This is a genomic window from Metallosphaera javensis (ex Sakai et al. 2022) (genome assembly GCA_021654415.1).
Taxonomy (GTDB): domain Archaea; phylum Thermoproteota; class Thermoprotei_A; order Sulfolobales; family Sulfolobaceae; genus Metallosphaera; species Metallosphaera javensis.
Genome location: AP024487.1, coordinates 1,532,912 through 1,557,899 on the forward strand (window position 1 = coordinate 1,532,912; position 24,988 = coordinate 1,557,899).

The window sequence follows — 24,988 nt, forward strand, 5'->3', positions numbered from 1 at the left end:
GGTATCATGATACTGGGTTTCGGTAGCGTTGTTCAGAAAACCTACCCAGGCACCACCTTTCAGTTGATGTCTTCCGCCGTGGATCAGGCCCTGGAGATGGCCCAGCTCACCAGGGATAAGATTGATGGTATAATTGCGACCTTCCTCCCTGGTACCTTTGACGGAAACGTGGCCCTCCATTTCTACACAAGTCAGCTTGCCCAGTATCTTGGAATAAGGCCTAGGTTTCTGGATTACGTGGATTTTGGAGGGGCATCCGCTCTGGCCATGCTGTACAGGGCGGAGAAGGCGGTGGCAAGCGGAGATGCCGATAACGTCATCCTCCTGGTTGGGGGAAAGGCTTCCCCGGTGAGGGAGAAGAGGGTCACCGCAGATTCCGTGGATAGGGCATTCTCAGGTATCAGGCTGACCCCCTTTGATGAGGTCTTCAGGGTCTACGACGACATGAACCCTGTAACGGACTACGCCCTCGTGGCAACCAGACATTCCCACCTCTTCGGTACCACCGACGAGCAGAGGGCCAGCATTGCAGTGAAGCAGAGGTTCAACGCTCAGGGTAACCCCAGGGCCATGTACAGGGATCCACTCAAGGTGGAGGACGTGCTCTCCTCCAGGATGATAAGCACTCCCCTTAGACTTCTGGAGATTGTGTACCCAGTTGATGGCTTTCACGTGTTCGTTGTGGGGAAGAGCGGAGGTAAGTCCAACATGAGGCCACTCTCCATAAAGTACTTTGGCGAGGCACACTGGCCTGAGATGCCACCCGAGTTACCGGACATAGTCTCAACGCCCGCAGTTGAAAGCGCCAGGGGTGCGAGGAGTTTACTGGAGAAGGTGGATTGCTTCCAGCTCTACGACTCCTTCACCATCACTGTCCTCCTGCAGATAGAGGACATAGGGCTCGCAGAGAAGGGAAAGGGAGGTAAGTTTGCCCAGGAGGTGGACTTCACCTACAAGGGGGAGATCCCCATAAACACTGGAGGTGGTTCACTTAACGTGGGTCAACCAGCGTACATGAGCGGTGGGGTTATCCTGGAGGAGGGGCTAATCCAGTTAAACGGAATGGGAGGCCCGAGGCAGGTGAAGGGTGTGGACACCGTTCTCCTTAACGGGATCGGTGGATGGAACAGGGCCCACTCCACCACGCTGGTACTGGGTGAGTGAAATGACCTTCAATGAAGGTAGAATAGAGTACCTCCACTGCGAGGAGTGCGGGCACAATTTCTTCTACCCAAGGGACAGATGCCCCAGATGTCACGGCAACAGGCTGGAGAGGAGGACGAGCTCAGGGAATGGAAAAATTTTCTCGTATACAGAATTCCAGGGCGGAATTTACGCAATAGTGGAGATGGATGAGGGGTTCAGACTCTACGCCAACGTCAGGAATAAGGTGAAGATAGGGGACAGGGTGAGGGCCGTGCAGGGAAAGGGAAGACCAGAATTCGTGAGAGAGCCATGAACCTATATAGCTCTACAATCACTATATATTTTACTATTTTTATGTAAGTAATGGTTATTTTCAGGATAGAAACCCTTTTGATATGAACACCTGGAAATTGATTTCCACAGTTTTGGTAATCCTGTTCGTGGCCTCCTTTTTACCCACAGCCCATGCGGGCGAGGCCTCCTCCACTGCCACCCCAATAAAGCACGTCATCTTCATAGAGCTGGAAAACCATGCCTTTGACAGCATATTCGGTACGTATCCCTTTGGTTACCCAGTGATAGAGAACAACATAACCATGTCGTTGATGAGACCGGTGAACTACATCTACAACCTCTCTCTTCTTACCCTACTCATGCAGAGCCACGGGAACGTGACGTGGATATCAGTTCCGTCGGGGAAGGATTACCTTCATCCCTACTACGCCAACTCCACAGTCCTGAAGGATCCTGTTGAGGGATACTCCAACTACCACGAGGACTGGAACTGGGGTAAGATGAACGGTTTCGTGAACGGTTCAGGTCCCCAATCCCTCGCCTACATCTCGTATGAACAGGTCCCTCTCCTGTGGGATTACGCAGAGGAATACGTTTTGTTTGACAATTACTTCTCCCCCACCCTATCCGTGACTGTTCCAAACAGGATTGCGTACATCACTGGCTTCCCAACCCAGGTGGAGAGCGACGCACCGCAGTTCGGATTGATACCCCTCAACGACTCAATACTGTATCAGCTCACGGAAAACAACATTAGCTGGGGCTGGTACGAGTACGGCTACTCAAGGGATTTCCAGCTGTTGTCTCCAGACCTCTACCTAGGTTACAACAACACCGCACCTCTCCCCGTGAGCCTGCTGAAGGGAGCAAACCAGTGGAATTCACACTATCACGATCTAACTGACTTCCTAGCTCAGGCAAAGAACGGAACCCTACCCTCCGTCTCCTACGTGATGTTCACGGGTCCCATGGGTTACGACGATCATGTGCCGGGTTACGATATGCATCCTCCCTTCAACACTACGCTTGCCATGATAGCCCTTGATAACGTGATAAATGCAGTAATGACAAGTCCTGAGTGGAACTCCACGGTGATCTTCATCACCTTCGACGAAGGAGGTGGATATTACGACCCTGTCCCACCACCCATAGTGTATGGGTTTGGACTGGCGAACGCTCCCATCCTCTCCAAGTTGTTACCGGGTTACTTCACCCTGGGACAGAGGATTCCACTGCTCATGATATCTCCCTACGCCAAGGAAGGATTCGTGGATAATTACACTGCCTCAGGCTACTCCATCCTTGCCTTCATCGATTACAACTGGCATCTCCCCTACCTTAACCCCATAGTGAAGGAGTTCGGCCCCAATGCCATCCTGTATGGACTCAACTTCACCTCTCCCAGGGCTCCTCTGGTCCTGACTCCCGAGAACTGGACCTATCCCGTACCATTGCAGTATCCCATACATTACGGATACGTTGCCACCATAAACAACAACTACACAGAGTACAACCAGCTGTATCACGTCATGAGTATGGGCAACTACTCCCTCCCAGAGTACTTCACGCAGGGAAACGTGGTTCAGGGAAGTACAGCTTCAGGCCAAAACTCAAGTCAGGGATTTCCTTCTCTCCTCCTCATGATCCCGGTGCTTCTGGTAATAATAGGCATAGGCCTCTATCTGGAGAGGAGAAAATGAGACCTATATAGAAACTGTAGACTACATAGATCTAATTAGACCTATATTCCACACTTTTTCTATATGTGTAAATCCTAATTTCCCCAACCCATCTAGCTCTACCATGAACTACATACTTGTGGGAATAGTTCTTGGACTGGTTCAAGGGATAAGCGAGTGGCTACCCATCAGCAGTAAGACACAGGTGTTGATAGCGTCAACCTTCCTCCTCGGTTTGCCCTTCTCTCTGGCCTATTCATTCGGACTCTTCATGGAGATAGGGACCATCTTCGCTGCAGTCATCTACTTCAGGAGGGAGATAGTTCGACTATTCAAGGCAATGGTGGGCAGGGGTACCGCTCTGGATCTCAAGTTATTGAAGTTCGTGATCATCATAACCGTGATTACGGGTCTGGTGGGAGTTCCCCTTTACCTCTTTGTGATAGACCTAGTTACGTCAGCGGTGGTGGGAATACCAATGACCATTCTGGGAATAATCCTCATCCTGGACGGGGTGGTAATATACTTGACCAGAAGGAGATACGTTCCCAGAAGAGGATTGGAGGAGCTGGGATGGAGAGACATGGTGATCATAGGCCTCGCCCAGGGTCTGGCGGCGCTCCCTGGGGTCAGCAGATCGGGAATGAGCACATCGGCCATGATATTGCTGGGCGTGAAACCTGAGGAGGCCTTCAGGCTCTCCTTCATCTCCCTGATACCTGCAGCCCTAGGAGCAATAGGTGTCACGGTCCTTTTCAGTAAAGCTGAGGTAGTTCAGGCCGTTCATCTCATAAATGTAACAGGACTGGCTGTATCTATGATAGTGGCCACAGGCATAAGTCTAGTGCTAATAGATGCTCTGCTCAAGTTTGCCAGATCCGGGAAGGTCCTTGTCCTGGTGTTCACCCTGGGACTGCTGGCGATCCTGAGCGGGTTGCTCAGCACCGTTTTTGGAGGATAAAACGTCCACGCCCTCTTGCACTCCTCGCTCTCCTAAACTTTTAACTCCATCACCTAATCTAGAACCATGAGCGTTAGGGAAAGGCTCCTGGTCAGCATGACAGTGGCCCTGATTCTCACAGTGCTCTCAGAGGGACTGATTCTTCTGGTAATCTCGTCGGCCCTCAGGATACCTCTTCTGCTGATTTTCCCGCTCCTCTTCGTTTTCTGGCTCTTTCAATGGTTCATCTCACCATACCTTGTGGGGAGAGGAGGGGTTGAAGTCTTCATCAACGATCCCGAGTACGGGTGGATAGTACAGATGGTTCGAGAGATTGCAGTGGCGTCAAGGGTTTCTCCGCCAAGGGTTTTCCTGGTTGATGCCCCCTATCCCAACGCCTTCGCCTATGGTAACAGTGTTTCAGGAAGGAGGGTCGGTATTACCCTTCCCCTTCTTCAAATACTGGATATGAACGAACTGAGAGCTGTGATAGCTCACGAGATAGGTCACCTTAGGCATAGGGACGTGGAGATCGGAATGACCCTTGGACTCATTCCCACCGCCCTAGGTTACATCAGCACTCTCCTCATGAATGTGGGCTTTCTGGCGATTCTCTTCGCCGGGGACGAGTTTGAGTTCCTTTTCGCCCTCCTCGCCTTAGCCCTGGGTTTCATCCTCCTGGTGGCCACTCTCACGCTTCAGATTTTCGTCCTCTGGTTCAACAGGTTAAGAGAGTCATATGCAGATTACAACTCCTATCAGGTGCTGGGAGAGGGGTCAGGTGCCCTAGCCACTGCCCTGGCAAAGATAGAGCTTTACATGCAAAAGATCAGACTGGATCCATTCACAGGGATCATTGTAACGGCAGCCCCGGTTAGGGTTGAGCAACAGGAGCCCCTCCTCGTGGTGAGGGAGTGGCTGAACAGGAAGGTCAGCGTTTTCACGGACATCCTGTCCACTCACCCTCATCCAGCAAGGAGGGTTCAGATGCTCTACAGGCTCATCAGGGAGGGAGGGTGACCAAGCTCACCAAGATTCCTAGTAACATTTTAATGGTAATACCATATCATCTAAACTTTTTAGACAGTCACACGGTTAACCTTTAAAATCTACTCAATTCATATACCTTGATGGATCCAAATCCCTTCAGTAAGAACCTGGACAAGTTCTCTTGGTCCAGGGTGCATACCTTCGCGTTCATAGCCTTCTCGGCGGGATTTTTCCTTGAGGCCTACATTTTTGGCATGGCCTCCATTGCAACCGGCTGGGTCTCCGTTCCCAAGTTCCTCACCAGTACACTCCTGGCGTGGGCTCCCCTCTGGCTCATAATAGGGATAATAGTGACCGGACCCCTCTCTGACAAGCTGGGAAGGAAAACCATGTTCTACATCACCATGACGCTTTACGGTGTGGGTGCGGTTGGCCTGGTTTTCAGCGGAACCTACTACCTTATCCTCCTATTCCTGGCGCTCATGCTCTTCGCCGCCGGGGGAGAAATGAACACAATAATGATTGCAACTCACGAGATAATGCCCAGGAAGCACAGGAGTAAGGCCTTCTTCCTTGAGCTAAACTTCATCAATGTGGGAGGTTTCGTCCTGGGCCTGGTGGGTTACCTGGTTCAGAATCAGACCGTGTTCTTCCAGAGACTCATGATAGGCGTCACGGTCCTCATTGTGCTCATGGTCCTGATCTACGCGAGGCTGAAAATACCCGAGTCCATAAGGTGGCTGGAGAAGCAGGGCAGACTGGAGGACGCTGAAAAGGAGATGAAGAAGTACTTCGGAGATGTGAAAATAATTTCCCAGGAGGAGCTGAGACCCAAGATCAAGGTAAAGAAGTTGCCCACTTGGTTTAAGCTTTTCGTGGCCATAGTGGTGGCGGCTGCGAACACCATAGGCTATGGGCTGATGACTTATGTACTAGGCCCATATTACTTTCCCAGTCAGACTGCCCTCATAATACTGGTCACAAACCTGGCTGAAATGGCTGTGGGATTCGTGATCGGAGCTTTCGCGGACTCGCTGAGCAGGAAACTCCTGCTTCTAATTTCCTTTGTCGGCGCCACAGGGTTCACTTTCCTCATCATGGGTACCATTCCCGCGTGGAGCGTCAACCTCTCCCTGTTTTACTCCCTTCTGGTGTTGCTGAACATATTCGTGGGGATCTCCTACCTCACGGAGGACGCGTTGAAGAGCGAAATATGGCCCACGCTCAGGAGGGGTACCCTGACGGCAATAGCAAGGTTCATATCAATTGGAGCGTACATTCCCACCATCTACCTGACCAGCAACTTCAGCATCTTCCAGTACACCCTGTTTAACGGTCTGGTATGGGCAGTGGGTACGGTGGCTGCTGTTCTCTGGTTTGTGAAGGGATATGAGACAGGCAAGGGAGTGAGCGTGGACTAGGTATCGGGAGAGCTGGAAGGGACAAAGGTGTAATCTTTTTTTTATGAAGAGAAATCTTTTTAAGTGTGGGGCTGTTCGCTCCTGTAATCTTGGTTGATCTCGAGAGGGGAGATCATCCTCTCCACCTTTGTACCCCTCAGTCGTCGCTATTGAACCTCGGGGTTCGTCTCCCCAATCTGTCCTCACGGTTCATTGTTTCACGAAGTTCTGAACTCTTCCAATAAAAACTCGTATGGCGGAAATCCCTATCTATCTGTTGTCCATCCTTCTAACCTCCCTCTAATCCCGGCTAACAACAATTCTCTCGCCCTAGTCAATTCGTAGCCATGATTTAACCCCTTGTTTCTCTCTCCTTGATGGAGTCGTCGGCGCGCGTAACCTGGATGAGCCTTGAGTTCAGTTCGTCGTAAAAGTCAGGTTAAAAGTCGTTCTCAAGCTTGGATCGACCACGTAAACCTTGTTGTCACAAAGATTCGGAAAGTCTCGCCCTTCGGAGTGGGATAGTTCACAGGTAAGCCACTGCCTCAGTTTCTGACCGTATCTGGACGGGGGAAAAGAGCATATGTGCCTCACTAATTCGGTTTGCCCATACCTCCAACGTGGTCTTATTCAGGTCCATCTCCCGCTGATCCACAAGAATCTGCTTCATCCTCAACGTTCACGGGGTGTCTGTGGAGGTCTCAGTAAAATGGTCTACCATACTATACCAACTCTACATGGACTTGGTATAGTATAATGTACCAACACGTGGACACGTCAAAGCCTTTACTCCAGGAAGGGATAATTAGGAATCCTCGCTCTAAACATTTCCTGGAGATTCCTTGGATTACTGCACCTCTCACGGGATTGATACATGAAAAGGTAATAGAATCCTCTCTGGCCCGAGGCAGATCATACCGTGAATTCAAGGGTTTTACCCACGGATCTACTCCCGGTCAAGAGTTTTACCTTTTCAAACAATTGTGAGGTAGCTCAACTGTGATCAAGGTAAAGAGGACATGGGAGGCATGAGGATAACGCGTTTAATTTCAGCGTACCACGTTACTCTCCCTAGAACTTCTCTCATCCTATTCCGCTACTTACCCCGGACTTGGCCAGCAACATGACGATACCCGCCATCTTGATCACGTCCCCTACTATGGACACCATGCCCGCGTTAAAGAGGAAAAGCGGAAGACCGGCTGTGAAGATCACAGCACCCCAGAAGAAGAGCGATGAATAAAGTCTCGATATCTTGTTTGCCGTGATATAAATGGATATCCCTGCAATTGGCTCCAGGGTGTAACCTGCCAGGATTATCTCCACTCCCAGAAATAGATGTTCAAATGCCAGAACCAATCCCACGAGTGTTATCACCATTGCGCTAACGGCCATATAGTCCATGATCCACGGCTTCTCCAGTTTGCTCATTCTGTAGCTCATGTAAGATGGTATGGCCATTACCCACACCACCGCCATTATGGCGAGAAAGGGTTCAGAGAGCGCATACGAGATGCCGTGAATCTCAAGTAGGGCCAGTCCATAGAGAATTACGAGTGAAGCTATCAGGCTAATTACGTTTCCTTGAAATAGATATTTCCTGTTCATATATTTCAGTTCACGGAAAAGAACTTAAACTATTGTTAAACCATATTTTAATCCTGGACCAGTTGAACTGGACCCCGTTATCTCCCCCCGAGGATTGCTTTATCCTGGAGAAAATTCGATGATAGGGGCAGAGGCGTTAGACATCCACCGAAACCTAGCAGGACTTTTAAGCCGGCGTGTTCACTCTCCATAATGATTGCAGGGCCTTCACTTAGGGAGTTATTGAGCCCTCTCACCCAACCCGAGATCCTTGAGAGGTCTACCGGTGACATCTCAGTAACCTATTTCGGTACCAGCATCTCTTACCCCAGACTAAGGGAGCTAGTTGAGGGAACATCCTCCCTACTGGCAGACCTGGGGGTAGGCAAGGGGGACGTCGTTATTCTCTCCACTCAGAATATTCCGCAGTTCCTGATAGCTGAATACGCAGTGTGGAGAAGGGGTGGAATAGTCCTGCCAGTGAATCCAGGTTACACGGAGAGCGAACTTGCCTACCTGGTTCAGGACTCCGGCGCAAGGCTCATGATCGCTTCCTGCGAATCCCACATCACAACCAGGGTTCCAGTGGTAAGGACAAATCCCCATACCTTCCATGAGGTGGAGGGATGGAACGTTCCCGACTGCGAGGAGGAGCTGGTCACGGGGGGTAGGGCTGACAAGGTCTTGGTGTCCCCAGATGACGTTGCCGTTCTCATGTACACATCCGGCACAACTGGTAAACCCAAGGGGGTGCCCATAACCCACCGTAACCTCTTTGCCTCCTCCCTCATTTATACAACCTGGTTCAGGTTCACCTCCGGGGACAGGGTACTCGGGATTGCTCCCTTCTTTCATGTAACTGGACAGGTCTTTCATGTGACCACACCCATCATGGCGGGGGCTGAAATCCATACGTCGTACAGGTTCGATCCCAGGAGAGCCCTTCAGACAGTGGAGAGGGAGAGGACAACTGTTACCATGAGCGTGGCCACGGCGTACAGGGCCATGCTGAACTCCTATTCTGGAGAGGACCTCTCTTCCATGAGACTGTGGTCCTCGGGAGGGATGCCCATGCCCAGAGCCTTAGAGGAGGAATGGAGGAAGGTGACCGGATCCTGGATTTACATGGCCTGGGGGCTCACCGAGACAACTTCACCTGCAACGCTTTGGCCCTATCCCTACGAGGGTAACCTGCCCGTAAACGAAATGGGGGTGGTGAGCTCAGGCGTACCCGTTTACAACACGGAGATCAGGCTGGAGGACGGTGAGCTTCTGGTGAGGGGACCTCAGGTCGTGAGGGGATACTGGAAACAGGAGGAGTTCAGGGACGGCTGGCTTCCCACGGGAGATGTTGGGGAGATAAGGGATGGATGGGTTTACGTTATAGACAGGAAGAAGGACGTGATAGTGACCTCCGGTTTCAAGGTGATGCCAAGGGAGGTCGAGGAGGTTCTGCACCTTCATCCTGGGGTTGATGAGGCGGTTGTTGTGGGTTTACCCGATGAGTACCGAGGGGAGAAAGTGGTAGCCTTCGTCAAGCCCAGAAAAGGGGCGACCCTGAACCTTGACGAGTTGAAGGAGTTCTGCAGGACCAGGCTGGCCCCCTATAAGGTACCCAGAGAGATCAGGATAGTGAATGAGATTCCAAAGACAGGCTCAGGGAAGATAATGAGGAGGGCGTTCAGGGAGGGATCCCACTCTTGACGTAGGGGCCTGTTGTGACACTAACGCACTCCTGGATATGACCGTAGGGAGACCATCAATTTTTCACGGATCGTGAGAAAGTGCAGGGGTTGAAGCTCCGGTACCCCTTCCCCTCAAACGAGGGCACGTCCTCTCTCTTGCGTATATGAGAGTTAGGGGCAAGGATCACCTTCCCCCAGTGAACTGGTTACTCTTTTAATTTACCTCCTTGATACTTGATCGCTGTTATGCCTTAACTTGATAGTTTTCATTCTACCCCAGTCTTCTCCCCTCATAATTTGATCATTTTTAAGTTAATCAAGACTCGCAATAAATGAAACTAATAGAAAAGTTTAAATTGTTCCATTAGTAAGATATAGCAGTGGCCTCACTTGTACAGAAAACTATTAGTGGGATATGATGGATCGGAGCACGCCAGGAGGGCATTGATTCACGCCATTCAGCTGGCCAAGCTTCATTCAGCCAAGGTGATAGCTGTGGAGGCAATAGACTCAGATCACTTTGTGCTGGAGGGATATTACAGGGAGGATCACGTTAAGATCAAGGAGAGGGTCATGTCCCACACTGAGGAGGTAAGGAGGATCTCACGTGAGCACGGGATTGAGGTGGAGTTTAAGGTGGCGAGAGGTCCTCCCGATCAGGTTATCTCCAAGTTCGCAGAGGAGGAGGACGCGGATCTCATAGTTCTTGGAACCAGGGGTCACAGGGGACTGAAGAAGGTTTTTCTGGGAAGTGTGAGTTCCTCAGTTGCGGAGAGGACCAAGAAGCCGGTTCTGGTGGTGAAGTGAGCTCACCAGTTCAAGAACGGGCAGGCAATTTGCGGTAAGTGTTAAGGTTTTCCCGCCACCCGAGCCCTGTTGAACCATATGATGTCATCACGTGTGAAAATCTTGATATGAGTCAATATTCATGCGCGTTTATCCCAGTCCTGGCAGGGAGCTTGTTCAGGTAAGAATCCAAAAACAAAATTAATCACCTACCCATGTGTCTGGATCACGGGGAATTTGGAACAAGTTTAAAGCAGTCCGGAGATCAAAACTCCCATGCGTTATGTGATGCTTACCCTTGTCCTTCTCTCCCTTGTCACTCTGTATCCCCAGGTTCACGTCCATTCCGCCCTTCCGGTTCAGGTGCCCCGTCACCTTCACGGTGATCCCTCCTCCTACTTCTACCTTCTTCCAGGATATTACCAGACCTTCTCGTGCACCATTTACTCTGGACAGAACATGACGGGACAACTCACCTCCTCCAATCCCGTCACCCTCCTCGTCCTGAACTCCACCGAGTATCAGGAGTATTCATCCACGGGCTCCTCCGCGTCCATCTTCTCGGCATATGGGGTGAATATATCCTTCAACGTGGGCCCACTTCAGGGAGGTCAGTATTACGTGGTGGTGGAGAACAACAACTCCCTAATTGCCAACATTTTCCTCACCTACAGAGGGATCCCCCTTGTCCCCTTCACCGTTCATTCCTCCCCACCGGCACCCATTGGGATAGCTGACTACGGCGTTGATAATACCTCAACCGGGTTGAAGGGCTACGTGGTGAAGTTCAACGAGGCCATTGGTAAGTTCACCATATACTCAATCTCAGCCTACAACGCCACTCCTCCCCAGGGAATATCTCCCTACTCAGCCTCCCTTCAGTTCAACCTAGTGCTTCAGGTCAACACCTTGAGGGGAAGTTACCAGTACTGGCTCCAGAACGTTCCCATCTTCCTTACAAACAACCACACGGTACTTCTCGTGGATAACGTGTGGAACCTCACCAGCTACCCGTCAGTCCTCTCCAACTCCACGGTGTCTGGACAGGGGCACGTTTACTCCTTTGGCAGGGGATATTACACAGAGTATTACTACGCCTATGGAACCTCCAACTTCAGCTATACCATACCTTTCTCAGGGGAGCTTTACGTGAAGGTGAATCCCGTGTCCCAGGGGGTCCTGGTCATGTTCGGGTTCTATAACGGAACCATGAACTGGTACGATAACGTCACCATTCATCAGAGTGGAGTGAGGAGTGCCTACCTCCTCGTGGATGGATTTAACACCACCGGGAGCGGAAGCAGATATGACGCCGAGCTCGTGTTCGGGGGAGGAGGAGGCGGGGAGATAACCTACTTCAACTCCATGAACGCAAGTCTCTCCATGTCCTACCTTGTGAACGGATCCCCAGTCACCCCCAGGGAACTTTACGGGTACGGAGCTGACACTGCAGAGGCTGCGGACAACCTGAAGACCTCCCTCGTGAATGGGGAGCCCGTGGTCACGGTGGGACAGGAGAATTTCTTCGAACCGCTCTACCCGGTTCAGGGCCTCGCGGGCCACTTCTCCTTCCATGTGGTGAGGGCAGAGGAGGGCTCCCCAGTACTTGTGAACGTGAGCGTCCAGGTGCTGAACGGAGTGGGACCTTACATCTACAGGTTCTACCTGGATCACGTCCTGGTGAGGGAGGTGAGCGGTACCTCAAGCCTATCCATCCAGCTGGATCTGGGAGTTCTGAGCGCGGGGCCACACAATCTAAGCGTGGTGGTCGTGGATGGGCTGGGTCAGTCCGTGACAGGATCAACCCAGTTCTCGGTGGGAAGCGGACCCGTGGTGACCATAAATGCCCCCACCCTCTTGGATTACGGTCAACCCCTGACGGTTAACCTTCAATACTCGGGGGGAACTCCACCCTACACCGTAACCCTCTACGTGAACGGAACACCCCACCAGGTTAGCGGGAACGCGGTAACCCTGACCCTGCAACCTGGAACCTACGTGATCTTCGCAACCGTGACCGATTCGCTGGGAGTGTCATCCTCCTCAAACAGGGTGATGGTGAAGGTGAACCCGGATCCCAGCCTTACGTTATCCTTCCCCACGATCTTGGATGTTGGCCAGGGAGGCAACATCACCTACTCGGCGTCAGGGGGAACTCCACCCTACCACGTTGTGGTATACCTCAACGGAACACCTGTGGGAAATCACGTAACCTTCACCAGGCCTGGAATTTACCTGATCACGGTGATCCTGAGGGACAGCCTGAACTACACCGTAACTAGGTACCTGACCGTGACAGTGAACCCGGACCCCCAGGTGAACCTCTCCTCCTTATCTGTCCTGGATGCCGGGCAGGTTAATCCGGTGAACGTGACCGTGTCGGGAGGAACCCCACCCTACAGAGTGGTGTACAGCGTGATGGGTCAAACCTTTACCAGCCTTGTGAACGGTAGTCTCTCCATACCCCTTTCCCCTCCGCCCGGGAACTACACCCTCAGAGTCACAGTGGTGGACTCCCTTGGGGTCTCGGTAACCAGAAATGTGACGTTCCAGGTGAACCCGGACCCGTCCCTGACCCTGGTTTACAATTCCACGATCACGGATCAGGGCGTTCCCATTTCCCTACAGGCCAGGTATTCCGGGGGAACTCCACCCTACCAGCTAGAATGGTCCACAGGCTCCTCCTCTCCCGGGATACTCTTCAACGATCCCCCGGGAAACTACACTGTAACCGTTAACCTGAGGGATGGAGCGGGGTTCACCCTGAGCAGGAGCGTGACTCTTGTGGTTCATCCGAGGCCTCAGGTTAACTTCACTCTACAGCAGACCTCCCTGTTCCTGGGCGGGGCACTGGTTGCCTCATCCCATGTGATTGGAGGGACTCCTCCATACTCCTACACCTGGTTGCTGAATGGAAGGGATGCGGGTAACGGGAGTGAACTCAACCTTACCCTCTCGCCTGGAGAGTATAACCTCACCCTTGTGGTCAGAGACTCCCTGGGGGTCCCCACCACGTATGGCATGTCCGTGAACGTGGGTTACGGCTACGTCGTGTACTTGTTTCCCGCGGCCGGAGTGCTTGCGGTGGTGGTGTTGGTGTTAAGAAGGAAATGAACCAAAGCTGAGTGAGAAAAGGTGAGCCTGAATGAATGAGATTAGTCTCTTGTTCCATTTTTATTCGATATGCCCAAATTTTATCCAGAATCAGTGTATAGAAATTAATCAAAAGCTACTGGATAGATTTTGAGTGAATATGTATAGTTATTCAGCCTTCCTCGATTGAAACAACGTAATAAATATGGATCTCCAAAATCCCGATACACCTCCTCAGTGGGCAGTGGAGAAGCGATTATTTAATGCCTTCAGATACCAGGCCTAGTTTCCAAGAGTTAATATGAAACTAGAGAAAATATATTTTAGTTATTATTACATGAGTAATATATTACCCACCCGTATCTTTTAACGTCACTAACGGAAAACCATATAAGTGTCATGTGTAATCTATTACACATGTCATATGACCCGAGGAGAAACATTTACCTCAATCTGTTCTCAGGTGTAATCAGCGAGGCGGATATTGTTAACATCCTGGGATATATAGAGAACGAGACGTCAGCCAAGGAACTTGAGGAGAGGAGCGGAATAAGCAGGAAATCCATATACAACTGGACCCATGGTAAGGTTGAAACTATATCTAGGGAGAGCAGAAGAAAATTCCTAGAGGCTCTTTTCGACATTGTGGGTGTAGAGAGGAGTCTGCTTTACCTTGCTAAATCTAAAAGGGTGACTTACATTAGATTACTCGGAGCACTCCTTGAGAACAACGTAGACATCTCTGAACTTCAGGTGATAGTTCATGGTAACATCATAACCAACAAGACGCCAGTTACACGACTCAAACCCGAATCCCTTCTATCCCAGAGCAACGAATATTTCTCTGCCGAAGGTGACACCAGCAAGAGCCAGTTATCGTCTGAAATTTCACTACCCAAACAACTTAATAAGTAGACGAGGTGTATCTTTTTGATAAATATTAAGAGAGAATTTGACTACGAAATTAAAAAGCTGGAACCTAATATATACGATATCGATCTGCAGGATAAGGGAATCAAAGGAAAGTTAGTGGTTTATGCTGTGGTGACCAACATCTATGAAAGGGAGGACCAGGGCAAAGAGCTAGAGGACAGGATTTTGGTTCGTTTCAACATCAATGTGGGTTTCAGGAATCAGGGTGAGAGAAGGTACACAGAGGAGCAGAAGCCATCAAGTCAGCTAGATATACTGGAAATGGTCAAAGTTGTTCAGGAGCCCTTCACAGAGTATGTGCTCGAGGATGGAACCACGCTGAGGACAAGGTACGTGCCTACACATATCTACTTGATGGAGGGTGCTAGGGACATGGTTGGGGATCCGATTTTCACGGTAAAGGGTTCATTACTAGTCTCACTTGCAAAATAGATTAGGGTCCATCAACGAAGCCTCCAAGTCAAACCCCGTTACTTTGGACGTAATGTCTACGGCGGAGTATATGCAATAGGGAGTAAGCGGATAACACTGGTGGTTACCCTCACGTATTTCTCTCGATATATTTTGAATTAACTCATGTCTCTCCCACTGCTCTAGGATATCCTCAATGGAATAGCCGTCCCTCTCACTCACCTGATAGAGAAGCATAGAGAGAGTAAATTTACTACTCGTTTGATACAAGTCTGAAGAGAAATATTTGAATTCTTTTGTGAGGTTCTTACATATCAGGGAAAATGTGAGGGAATCAACTAAACCTTCTAGAACTTCTTTCAGTATAGGATCGCTTACATCCCTGTGATATCTCCAATGCAAAACTTCGTGTAACACCACCCTCACGTGGATATAATTATCCATAGAATAAGGAAAAATTGTAATTTTCTTTTTGTGAGGGTCATATATACCCTCTAAGTTGTTTGAGGTAGAGAATGGTCTTGGAACAACTTCAAAGTCTGCTTGGATGACGTTAATTCTCGAAATCATTATTAGCCTTTCCAGTACCTCCTGCCTATACTTCAGCTTTTCCTCTTCACTACGGCTAATATAGGAGTCAAAGGAGATGCAGAGATTGCATCCACAGGCCATAAATTTGTTCTCCCCATTAAACCTTTAACCACTTACTAATCATTTTCTAGTATTATTGTCCACATGTCAGCTTCCAATATATCACCCGGAAATCGACACTAACCAGGAGCCCTTTTAATGACCGAAAGTTTTAGTTAAGTTGATGACTCTTCCCCTCGTTGAAAGGCCTGACAGTATCACGGTAGACATGCTGGAGAACGCGTACCTCTCCACATTCACGGAGAGGCCGGGGCTGGAGCAGGTAAACGCTTGGAAAAGCAGCCTGGAGTTCCTCAGAAACAGCGGGATCAAGACTCCGGTCATAGTGGAAATGCCTATCCTGGGTGGCGAGAGGGCGGATTTCGTTTTTGTGGACGATCAAAGAGGCCTGGTAGTGGAAATGAAGGGATGGAAAAACGTCAGGGTCCTAGATGATTACCTAGTAAAGGCTGACGGTGGGATACATCTTAACCCGTGCTATCAAGTTGAAAATTATGTGAATAAATTAAATTATTTCCACTCCTCCAACGTCAGATTTGAGGGAACGGTTGTCATGTACAACGCCAGGGACGTGGAGTTAGAGTGTGACGTAATCACAGAACCTAGGGAGTTAAGGGATGCTGTGAACTCTCTGGGCCCCGTCAATCAAGAGGCGCTCGATAGAGTTCTCAGGGGGAAGTTTCACATCACCGACGCCCTTGTTAGCCTTCTGGAGAGCCAGGGCAGCAGTATCCTGCAGAACGCCTCAAGGGCTCTCCTATCTAGGGGGTACGGACTCACGGAGGAGCAGGCTTTGCTGGTTCATCAGGTTATGGAAGATCTGGATAACAACAGGGACAGAACTTATCTGGTGAGGGGAGAGAGCGGATCAGGTAAGACGCTTGTGGCCATTACCCTCCTGATCGAGGGTCTGAGAAGGGGGAAGAGGACTGTCCTAGCCTACAAGAATAATCGTTTACTCAATACCCTGCGGATGGTACTGGGACCTGTTAGCGGTGCCGTCAGGTTTTACTCCACAGGGTATAAGGATGGGGTGGGACAGCCAAGGTTCAATGAGGAGCTCGACCTTGTTATCTTCGACGAGGCGCAGAGAATGACGGAGGACGTGATAAAGACGTCTATGACCAGGGGGAAGGTGAGGGTTTTCTTCTACGATGACAACCAGATCCTGATTGGGGAGGAGGTTGGCACCAGAGATATGTTCAGGCGTTACGCGAGTTCCTCAGCCTTCACGGAAATGTCATTATCCAGTCCTTTCAGGCAGTCCAAGGAGTACCTTTTCTGGGTAAGGGAACTCCTGTGGGGTAAACCTGTAATGGCCAGAAATCTGGGGATTGAGATCAGGGTATTCAATTCCATAACGGACATGTTGAGGGAACTAAACAACAGGGAGGACAGAGCGCTGGTATGTGCCTTTACGGAGTCTGAGGGAGACCAGAAGAATCCTGACTCTCTAAAGAACGTGAGAATAGGCTTCCCGCTTCAATCGGGTTTCTCTCTCTACAGGAACGTGGACCTGAGAAACGTGGTGGGTAGGGATAGGATAACTTGGCTTATGGATCCCAAGAAGGACTATCCCCTATACTGGACCCGAAGAAGTGACCTCTCCAGATGTGCCTCTGTGTATGGGGCTCAAGGATTCGAGGCGAGCTATGTGGGAGTCGTGTGGGGGAGGGACCTAGTATGGAGGGGTGGATGGAGCATAGATCCTGGTCCAATCACGGATGACGTGGGAGGAAGACACTCACTCAAGCGGCTAGCCTCAAGGGATCCAAAAAGGGCATTGGAACTCCTGAAGAACAGGTACTACATCATGTTGACCAGAGGAATCAAAGGTGTTTACATCTTCCCGGAGGACAGGGAAACAGGGGTCTTCCTTAACTCGCTCCTGACTTAAGTACACAATGCAGCACTTATTAACCGCTGCCCCCACAAAGCAGCGAAATGATTGAGGACCCGGTCAAGGTCACAATATACCCCAGGACACTGATAGATGAGATCCTGATCTCCAAGGAAATTGAAGGGGAGAAGATAAACGTAACAATCACCATAGCCTTTGCCAACATATGTTCCCTCCTCAGGTATAGGGTGTCCCCAGGCGAGCAGAAGGTGAGGGTGGAATACATTTACAACCTGGTGAAGAATGATGTTGAGACTGACGAGGTAAACCTTCACGAGGAGTTCCACAGGGAAATTGTAGAGGGAATTGAACTATATCTGAGCGGAACCTACAACGAGGAGGACCTGAAGTGGACGTTATTCTATAACCTTTACGACGACAGGCTGGGTTCACATTTACAGAGACTGATAATGAGGTGATACCTGAAGTACGTTGAACTTACTCTTACGAAAAAGGTTATAATATTAGTCGTAAACTATGCTATGTGAAACTTCTCATTTTGCTGGTTGTATTCCTAGTTGTAGCCGTTTCCCTAGGGGTAATTGAGGAAACCCATCTCTTCACCCGTTTCACAGTAACTAGTGCCCCATCTCGCAATTCCACCCAGGCTCCCTCTCCCACCTTCCATTCACCGCAGGGATTTTACGTGGTTAATTCCAGCGTGTACCTGGTTTACTACTCTCCATTTTCCCAGGTTAGGATAGGGAACGTTACCTTCATACATGGAGGCCCCATCATGGCCGGGTACGACGGAGTATATCTCGTGGAGAACTCCACTCCCCTGAATCTGGGGGAGGTCCAGTTCTATAACGGCACTTGGTTTAACATAACCCTTCCAGTGTTCCATCAGGGGCCCGGGATGTTGCCTCGAGGAACTCTGTATCCTGAGAACGGCGTAATACCATTTTAGGGGATTGGTCTGCTTCATGCTGGTTCAGCCGGTTAGGTGCTGGGCCTTTAAGGTTAGGTTGTACGGTTCGTCCTCCTCGGCTCCGGTTGAATGTGATGTCCTGTTTATCTCTTCTGGATTTATCGAAGCTGGCTAGAGTGCTGAGTTCATTAAATGATGGACGCAAGAGAAATTCACAACAAGAAAAAATCAGGATCACTGTCCCGTCTTATCCTGTGACCCTACCACGTGTACATAGGAACTCCCTTTCTCAGTGTCTAACCTTCATTTCCGGGCAATGTCTCCCACCGGACTTTTTAGAGCAGAGGAACTGGTCATCTGCCAGCTTCCCAGGAGGGCCCACGTATATCTCAAGAGGGGTGGCTTCAAGTGATCTGGAGCCTTCATTAGGATCTTAACCCACGGATCCGGTCTTGAGGCGCTGTCTCCTTTTTTGATTCTTCCCAAGAATCAAATTTACCTGTTTTTGATTCTTCCCAAGAATCATTTTTAACCTTCCATCGAATCTCCTACCATGAACAGGGATTCAATCATCAAGGCCATGATGGACTGGAACTTCTGGTACAGGGAACAATTCACGGGAGTCTCAAGGGAGGAGTATGTCTCCGCTCTTCTTCGTTACCTGGAAACCGGCCTGGTGGTGAATCTTTCCGGCGTGAAGAGGTCAGGGAAGTCCACCATCTTCAATCAGGCCATCAGGAGACTGATACAGGGAGGGATTGATCCCCTGAACACCCTCCTCCTCAACTTCGAGGATCCACGTCTCTCCGTCGACGGAGAGGAACTCTTCCAGGTCTATTCCCTCTTTCAGGAACTGAGGGCGGAAAAGGGAGTTAAGGGTAAGCCCTACCTGTTCCTAGATGAGGTCCAGAGAGTGAGGGGTTGGGAGGGATTCGTCAGATCCATTGTGGACAGAAAGGAGTCATTTGTAGCAGTCTCCGGATCAACCAGCGAACTTCTACACCTCAACCAGGTCCTCTCAGGGAGGCACGTTGCCCTCTCCGTGTATCCCCTCTCGTTCAGGGAATTCCTTACCTTCAAAGGAGTTCAGATCTCCTCTGAGCTGGACCTGCTGGCCAGGGAGAGCGAGGTGAAGGCACTGTTCCAGGAATACCTGAGGTATGGCGGATTTCCCCTGGTTGTCCTTTCCCCCATGAAGGAGAGCATCCTGGTCAACCTCTACCAGGATCTTGTGAGCAAGGATGTGATCGAGGCCTGTAACCTGAAGAACGCCCACCAGGTTAGGGACCTATCCCTCTTCTACCTGAGCAACGTGGGAAACAGGGTTACCCTGAGAAGGGTTTCTAGGCTCCTCAACATACCCTTCAAGAACGCACTGAGGTACACAGAGTGTCTGAGGAGAGCATTCCTGGTGTTTCTGATGAGCCCCCTCACCCCCAAGCTGTCCGAGATGGTCAGGGGAGAGAAGAAGGTGTACTCTGTGGATCACGGGCTGGCAAACGTGGTGGGATTCAGGCTGGGAGAGTCGCTGGGTTCCCTCCTGGAGAACCTGGTGTTCCTGGAACTGTTGAGAAGACATGGGGAGGGAATTTACTACTTCAGGGGAAAGAGGGGCGAGGTGGATTTCGTGGTGAAGGGAAAGGTCATTGAGGCCTATCAGGTCACCTATTCCCTGGAGGCGCAGGAAAGGGAGGTGAAGGGAATGGAGGAGCTCCTGGAGAGGGGCGAAGTCAGGGCCAAGATCATAACCTTTGATGAGGAAGGTGAAGTTGAGGTCAAGGGGAGAAGGGTTCCGGTGGTGAAGGCGTGGAAGTGGTTGCTTGGTAGGTGAGGCTCTCACCCGGTCATGGGTTCACGGCGAGCAGTTACCCGTGACGCAGAGTCTTATGCCTTAACGGGATCTATCAGCATTGAGACAGGTGAAAGCGAGCGTAAAGATAGGCCATCAGGAGGACATCATTGATGATGATCACCGTCTGCCTCTGCAATGCCTCACCGTGTCTGGACCCCCTTCCGTGAAAGAGGGACGAAAAGGAATCAATTCCCCTTAGTACAAGGTAAAATTCCTCAGCATCGTCTTCAAGGATTTGATCCGTGAGTCCCTCATGCGATTCATCCCTCAATTTACGGTAGATTTCTAAGGTTCTCATCCTCCACGCCTCCTTCCTGATCTCGCCCAAATTTCTTTTGAGCTCAAGACATAATTTCCCGCAATCCAGTGTCCCACCCCTAGCGGGATCACAGTATTCTTTACACCTCATGAAAAATACATCGGGGTATGTAGCATTGATATTAACTAGACGTTCATATCCCCTGTATACACTCCCTATTCTCCTCAATTCATCCAGTCCGATCATACTGGGATCTTTGGCTAGGGATATCAACTCCACAAATTCCTCGTTCCCGTAGGCCAGTCTCTCCAGGCACTCAAGTACACGTGATTTCCCCTCCGTACCCAACAGTTTAGTCAATAAGTCCCTGAACTCTTCCAAGTTTCATCACCAGATCCACGGCCCCTCTCACCTCCTCTATCCCCGGGCTAGGATGATCCAGCACCCTCACGAAATAACCCTTCCCCACCTCTCTAATCCAGGAGGGATAGTATGTCCCCCTGCATGTGGTGAAGTCCAGTTTCGTTGTGGAGAGCGGTATGAGGTTATGTGAAGCCTTCACAGGCCTCATTGCCTTTGAATAGGAGTAACCGAGTAATTTACCCACGATCGTGGGATTACTGTCAACCTCTCTCTCAGAGTAACAAATTCCGCTGAGATCAAGGAATTTGAGGTACTCGGTTCTAAAGGGCATATATCTGCTGTCCATGGAGGGAGTGATGTACGATGTCCCTATGATATCCCTGAAGCAGGTCCTCTCATCAACCTCGGTGAAGTGGAGATGCTCCTCCATGAATTTCAGGTTACTCATCCACTTATTTTTCTCCCTGAACTGTGAAAGCGGGTCACTGGGTAGCTTGCCCTTCTCATAACATCTCAGCCGATAGAAGAAGGGTACGTCCCCCATCCAGAGGAGGATGCCCCCTGCGTTCAGAAACCTTCCCAGGTTATTGGAGAGGGAGAACAGGTCTATGTACTCCGCGTCAAAGAGGGTGTATGGAATCACGTCCTGCAACATGATCAGTATTCCGAGAGTTTTGACGAAGTTCTGAACGGTATCGTAATCCAGTTGCGTAAAAGTGAGACCTTCCACCTGGGGTGAATTCAGGAAGGATTTGATGTCCTCTTTCACTCCGTACAGGAACTCCATTCCGGCCCTTTCAAGTCTAGGGTCGTAGTAAATCCCCACCGGTTTTCTGGCCACACTATCCATGTGCTATCCCTATCCAAAATATCTGACGGTGAAATCAGGGACCCCCGATCGAGAGTGAACCCAGTGGAAAGTGAGGAGATGTTCTTCAAGATCAGGGCCTATTTCGGTTATTTGCGTATTTAGCGTTAAAGACCCCTAAAATACACAATAATACGGGGCAGTCCCTCTAGATTGACTATCTCTTTATGAAGCAAGGCCATAATTCACGATTCAAAGCCCGCGATATAGTCCGTTACTTGTCCAGGTAGTAGGGAAGGATCACCAAGAGAGATGGGGACTCACCCCCAGACTGTAAACCGATATCTTGTTCGGACTCCTCTCTGGAGGCAATTTCGCTATCCTCATGATATCCTTATTAACATAGCGCATCCTTTAACTTGGATAATCAATGATTTCGGAAGTTAGCATTGCCAATTTCAAGGGTATTTCCAGCGTGAATATATCGCTCTCAAAGGTGAACGTGTTTGTGGGCGAGAACGGAACAGGTAAATCTACCGTAGCTCACGCCCTGGCCATGCTCTCCAGGTCTTTGAACGCTTCCAGCTTGGACATAAATCTACCCTTCATAAATCTGGGCCCCTTTAGCAAGCTGGTCCCTCCAGGTGAAAGGGGAACCATAACTTTGAAGGGCACTGAGAGGATACCAGGTTCTCCATCTCTGGAGGTTAAATACTCCCTCAGGGTGGAGTTCGATTCCCAGGGACTGTACGGGTATAAGACTGAGGTTTCCACATCCGCGTTAAACAATCTTAAAGTCACCAACACCTGGATCAGGTATGGTTCCTCGACTGTTACTCCCGCCTCGCTAAACATAGAGGGTATAACCTATGTCCTCGCTCCATCAGGTGTCATAGGTAAGGCCTTTAAACCAGGAGCATATACCTATCCTCCGCCCTCTATTCCTGAAATGGAGAACAGGGCTAGGGAAATTTACGAGCTGTTAAACGCCATATCCAATGTCCCAACCACGTCGCTACAAAAAGTCAGGGTTGTACCAATTCTACGTGGGTTCTTGGAACCGATGTACCCCATCCTTCCCTCAACCTCATCAGAGTTCAATATTAGGGGCCTGATGCACTCTGTGGGTAGCGAGATGGCGAGCAGATTAGTCTACATGGACCCTCAATCCAAGGAAAAAATCCAGAACTGGCTCAAGAGAATCTTTGACGCCAAGATAGATTGGAGAGTGGAACCCGGACCGCAGGTGAGCATATTCAACGCTGATAGGGATGTGTATCTGGTGAATGAGGGATTCGGAATAAACCAGATGGTGTTCGTTTTAGCGGAAATGCTAGGGAGTAAGGTAGTGATTGTGGAGGAACCTGAAATTCACCTGCATCCTAAGGCCCAGTTCCTCCTTGGAAGATTGATTTCAGAAATAAGTGTGAAGGAGGACGTTCAGGTAATCCTCATCACCCACAGCGAGAACATAGTATCCGGTATACTACACGCGGTAAGATCCAAGACGATTAAGCCCGAAGATGCAACTATCTGGCTATTTGAGAAAAAGGAAAAGGGTAACACGGCCAATAGGTGTTCCATTAACGAGGATGGTACCACGGATGAGGGTCTCAAGACCTTCATGGAGGCTTCAATTCTGGAACTTAGCGACATAATAGGCTAAGGTGTAGGGCGTGGGAAATCTGGTTATCCATATGAATGTGTGGATAGCGGCTGCCACTTCGAAGAATCCCAATACTGGAGATGTTGATGACAGAGCCCCCAATCTCTTACTTAGCATACTCAAGTGCAGACATAGATTTTCGTGTTGAGAGAAATAGAAAGGGAGTATTATAGCCTATTCGAGAGAATACCTATGGTGACGCCTTGCAAAATGTTGTCTATTACGCTCTAGTATCTCTATCAAATATGGTCGTCAGGTCAATCACCTCCTGCTTCGCCAGATGGCTTTCGTAAGCCGAAAAATCCTTTTACTTTCATTCTCTCATGTTTTATGGAACGTGTAGATGAGCCCTACGCCACAATCCTGAGGAACCTGCTGGAGCTACTCAGGGAGAGATTCGGAGACGATCTTTACTCCCTAGTGCTTTACGGAAGTGTGGCCCGGAGAGAGCAGAGACCTGACAGTGACGTTGATCTCCTCCTGATTGTGAGGGGCCTTCCCAGGGAGATCACAAGAAGGATTGAAATCTTCATGGAGCTCGAGGAGAAATTGAACCTGGAGAAGTACATGGACCAGGGCTACTACATAACCCTTTCACCCATCATCAAAACCCCGGAGGAGGCATCCCGCACCTCTCCCCTCTACTTTGACATGGTTCAGGATGCCGTAATCCTGTATGACAGGGACAGCTTCTTCTCGGGGATACTTGACAGGCTCAGGAAAAAGATGGAGGAACTGGGGGCGGAGAGGGTGAGGATGGGAAGGATGTGGTACTGGAGGTTTAACAAGTACAGGCCAGGTGATAAGGTTGAACTTTGATGGGCTGGCCAGGTCTTACATCATGCAGGCAGATGAGAAGCTTGAGATCGCCAGGAACGAGAGATCAAGAGGTAAATACAACATTGTGGTGAGGCAGTGCCAGGAGGCGGTGGAGCTCTCCCTCAAGGGATGTCTCAGACTTGTGGGAGTGGAGGTCCCCAAGTATCACGAGGGACCTGCTCTCAAGAGGGAGAGGGAAAGGTTCCCAGAGTGGTTCAGGGAAAAGATCGAGATATTTGCGTCGTACTCCAGATGGCTCAGGTCTGAGAGGGAGACCTCGATGTATGGTGATGAGGAGACGGGAACTCCACCTGAGATGCTGTACTCCGCCTACGACGCTGATGAGGCCCTGAAGAAGGCCTCGGAGGTCGTGGAGTGGGCCAAGAAATTGCTGGAGGCTCTGTCCACTTAAGGTATGAGGGCCGAAGCTGACCCGTTTTCTGAAGAGTCTTCATTGATGTTGGGACAGGTCCATGAACCTCCTGATCCTCTTGGAGGTTGAGGAGACTGAAGTGAGGAACGCTGCCATATCGCCAGTCAAGGAACTCCCTCCCATCCCAGGTCCTCAGGAGTTTTCACGGACCCATCCCAGGTCAGAATATTTTCACCCCTGACCCCGCTCTTCTCAAACTCCTCTTTCCCTGATGATATGGATCCGGATAGGAGAAACAAACCTGATCTTCCCAGACGAGGAGTCCATGCTCAGGGTATTGAAGAGCGCAGGAATAAGACTTGAGGATATAACCGTGGTGGAGAAAAGGGAGTAGATCTTTTTTCCCTTCCAGTTTTCCCTAAATTTGCGGATAACTTGAGAGTTTTCATGTATCTCTGGGAGAGAGTGTTTAACCCCTTCAC

General features: G+C 50.0%; 25 protein-coding genes. 20 read left to right on the plus strand and 5 right to left on the minus strand.

Annotated elements, in window-relative coordinates; genetic code table 11:
• Positions 1-6 precede the first annotated feature (6 nt).
• From QVC96_RS08910 to QVC96_RS08935, 6 genes are all read left to right on the plus strand, one after another.
• Positions 7-1,164 (plus strand): thiolase family protein, encoded by a 1,158-nt coding sequence (locus QVC96_RS08910; protein ID WP_238026624.1) that lies wholly within the window; start codon positions 7-9, stop codon positions 1,162-1,164.
• A gap of 1 nt (position 1,165) precedes the next feature.
• Positions 1,166-1,459 carry a Zn-ribbon domain-containing OB-fold protein gene (locus tag QVC96_RS08915; protein ID WP_287688970.1) on the plus strand — a complete coding sequence of 98 codons (294 nt, stop codon included), beginning with the start codon at positions 1,166-1,168 and terminating at the stop codon, positions 1,457-1,459.
• Positions 1,460-1,541: 82 nt separating this feature from the next.
• Complete coding sequence (locus QVC96_RS08920) at positions 1,542-3,140, plus strand: alkaline phosphatase family protein (RefSeq protein ID WP_287688971.1); 1,599 nt, start codon at positions 1,542-1,544, stop codon at positions 3,138-3,140.
• Positions 3,141-3,243: 103 nt separating this feature from the next.
• Positions 3,244-4,080 (plus strand): undecaprenyl-diphosphate phosphatase, encoded by an 837-nt coding sequence (locus QVC96_RS08925; protein ID WP_287688972.1) that lies wholly within the window; start codon positions 3,244-3,246, stop codon positions 4,078-4,080.
• A gap of 66 nt (positions 4,081-4,146) precedes the next feature.
• On the plus strand, positions 4,147-5,079 hold the full coding sequence (locus QVC96_RS08930) for a zinc metalloprotease HtpX (protein WP_287688973.1): 933 nt from the start codon (positions 4,147-4,149) through the stop codon (positions 5,077-5,079).
• Between the two features lie 110 nt (positions 5,080-5,189).
• The gene (locus tag QVC96_RS08935) at positions 5,190-6,470 is read left to right on the plus strand and encodes an MFS transporter (protein ID WP_287688974.1); all 1,281 of its coding nucleotides are present in this window, start codon (positions 5,190-5,192) and stop codon (positions 6,468-6,470) included.
• Positions 6,471-7,532: 1,062 nt separating this feature from the next.
• Here QVC96_RS08935 and QVC96_RS08940 read toward each other — a convergent pair.
• Positions 7,533-8,057 (minus strand): hypothetical protein, encoded by a 525-nt coding sequence (locus QVC96_RS08940; protein ID WP_287688975.1) that lies wholly within the window; start codon positions 8,055-8,057, stop codon positions 7,533-7,535.
• A 192-nt stretch (positions 8,058-8,249) separates the two neighbouring features.
• Here QVC96_RS08940 and QVC96_RS08945 point away from each other — a divergent pair, with 192 nt between their 5' ends.
• The 5 genes from QVC96_RS08945 (at position 8,250) to QVC96_RS08965 (ending at position 14,965) form a co-directional block, all read left to right on the plus strand.
• On the plus strand, positions 8,250-9,740 hold the full coding sequence (locus tag QVC96_RS08945) for a class I adenylate-forming enzyme family protein (protein ID WP_287688976.1): 1,491 nt from the start codon (positions 8,250-8,252) through the stop codon (positions 9,738-9,740).
• A gap of 371 nt (positions 9,741-10,111) precedes the next feature.
• Positions 10,112-10,528 carry a universal stress protein gene (locus QVC96_RS08950; protein ID WP_238026633.1) on the plus strand — a complete coding sequence of 139 codons (417 nt, stop codon included), beginning with the start codon at positions 10,112-10,114 and terminating at the stop codon, positions 10,526-10,528.
• 255 nt (positions 10,529-10,783) lie between these two features.
• Positions 10,784-13,621: a thermopsin family protease gene (locus tag QVC96_RS08955; protein WP_287688977.1), complete on the plus strand. Its 2,838-nt coding sequence runs from the start codon at positions 10,784-10,786 to the stop codon at positions 13,619-13,621.
• A 396-nt stretch (positions 13,622-14,017) separates the two neighbouring features.
• On the plus strand, positions 14,018-14,515 hold the full coding sequence (locus QVC96_RS08960) for a hypothetical protein (protein WP_287688978.1): 498 nt from the start codon (positions 14,018-14,020) through the stop codon (positions 14,513-14,515).
• Between the two features lie 15 nt (positions 14,516-14,530).
• On the plus strand, positions 14,531-14,965 hold the full coding sequence (locus QVC96_RS08965; protein WP_287688979.1) for a hypothetical protein: 435 nt from the start codon (positions 14,531-14,533) through the stop codon (positions 14,963-14,965).
• On the opposite strand, the gene QVC96_RS08970 is transcribed toward QVC96_RS08965, so the two are convergent.
• Entirely contained in the window at positions 14,951-15,616 is a 666-nt protein-coding gene (locus tag QVC96_RS08970; protein ID WP_287688980.1) for a hypothetical protein, read from the minus strand. The two genes, QVC96_RS08965 and QVC96_RS08970, sit on opposite strands and share 15 nt — an antisense overlap.
• Positions 15,617-15,758: 142 nt before the next feature.
• Here QVC96_RS08970 and QVC96_RS08975 point away from each other — a divergent pair, with 142 nt between their 5' ends.
• The 3 genes from QVC96_RS08975 to QVC96_RS08985 all read left to right on the plus strand — a co-directional run bounded on the left by QVC96_RS08975 (position 15,759) and on the right by QVC96_RS08985 (position 18,405).
• Positions 15,759-17,492 (plus strand): DNA/RNA helicase domain-containing protein, encoded by a 1,734-nt coding sequence (locus QVC96_RS08975; protein ID WP_287688981.1) that lies wholly within the window; start codon positions 15,759-15,761, stop codon positions 17,490-17,492.
• Between the two features lie 47 nt (positions 17,493-17,539).
• On the plus strand, positions 17,540-17,914 hold the full coding sequence (locus QVC96_RS08980; protein WP_287688982.1) for a hypothetical protein: 375 nt from the start codon (positions 17,540-17,542) through the stop codon (positions 17,912-17,914).
• Positions 17,915-17,979: 65 nt separating this feature from the next.
• Positions 17,980-18,405, plus strand: coding sequence for a hypothetical protein (locus QVC96_RS08985; RefSeq protein ID WP_238026642.1), 426 nt, complete (start codon positions 17,980-17,982; stop codon positions 18,403-18,405).
• Between the two features lie 264 nt (positions 18,406-18,669).
• Here the strand turns inward: QVC96_RS08985 and QVC96_RS08990 are convergent, their stop codons facing one another.
• Positions 18,670-18,852, minus strand: coding sequence for a hypothetical protein (locus QVC96_RS08990; protein ID WP_287688983.1), 183 nt, complete (start codon positions 18,850-18,852; stop codon positions 18,670-18,672).
• 67 nt (positions 18,853-18,919) lie between these two features.
• Here QVC96_RS08990 and QVC96_RS08995 point away from each other — a divergent pair, with 67 nt between their 5' ends.
• Positions 18,920-20,197, plus strand: coding sequence for an ATP-binding protein (locus tag QVC96_RS08995; protein WP_287688984.1), 1,278 nt, complete (start codon positions 18,920-18,922; stop codon positions 20,195-20,197).
• A gap of 73 nt (positions 20,198-20,270) precedes the next feature.
• Here the strand turns inward: QVC96_RS08995 and QVC96_RS09000 are convergent, their stop codons facing one another.
• Positions 20,271-20,858 carry a hypothetical protein gene (locus QVC96_RS09000; protein ID WP_287688985.1) on the minus strand — a complete coding sequence of 196 codons (588 nt, stop codon included), beginning with the start codon at positions 20,856-20,858 and terminating at the stop codon, positions 20,271-20,273.
• On the minus strand, positions 20,830-21,690 hold the full coding sequence (locus tag QVC96_RS09005; protein ID WP_287688986.1) for a hypothetical protein: 861 nt from the start codon (positions 21,688-21,690) through the stop codon (positions 20,830-20,832). Before QVC96_RS09005 ends, QVC96_RS09000 begins: the two co-directional genes overlap by 29 nt.
• Positions 21,691-22,078: 388 nt before the next feature.
• On the opposite strand from QVC96_RS09005, the gene QVC96_RS09010 reads away from it, so the two are divergent.
• From QVC96_RS09010 to QVC96_RS09030, 5 genes are all read left to right on the plus strand, one after another.
• Entirely contained in the window at positions 22,079-23,314 is a 1,236-nt protein-coding gene (locus tag QVC96_RS09010) for an AAA family ATPase (protein ID WP_287688987.1), read from the plus strand.
• Between the two features lie 330 nt (positions 23,315-23,644).
• Positions 23,645-24,133: a nucleotidyltransferase domain-containing protein gene (locus tag QVC96_RS09015; RefSeq protein WP_287688988.1), complete on the plus strand. Its 489-nt coding sequence runs from the start codon at positions 23,645-23,647 to the stop codon at positions 24,131-24,133.
• On the plus strand, positions 24,123-24,545 hold the full coding sequence (locus QVC96_RS09020) for a HEPN domain-containing protein (RefSeq protein WP_287688989.1): 423 nt from the start codon (positions 24,123-24,125) through the stop codon (positions 24,543-24,545). The genes QVC96_RS09015 and QVC96_RS09020 overlap by 11 nt, the downstream gene beginning before the upstream one ends.
• Positions 24,546-24,606: 61 nt before the next feature.
• Positions 24,607-24,747: a hypothetical protein gene (locus QVC96_RS09025; protein ID WP_287688990.1), complete on the plus strand. Its 141-nt coding sequence runs from the start codon at positions 24,607-24,609 to the stop codon at positions 24,745-24,747.
• A gap of 30 nt (positions 24,748-24,777) precedes the next feature.
• Positions 24,778-24,900 (plus strand): hypothetical protein, encoded by a 123-nt coding sequence (locus QVC96_RS09030; RefSeq protein ID WP_287688991.1) that lies wholly within the window; start codon positions 24,778-24,780, stop codon positions 24,898-24,900.
• Positions 24,901-24,988: the final 88 nt, after the last annotated feature.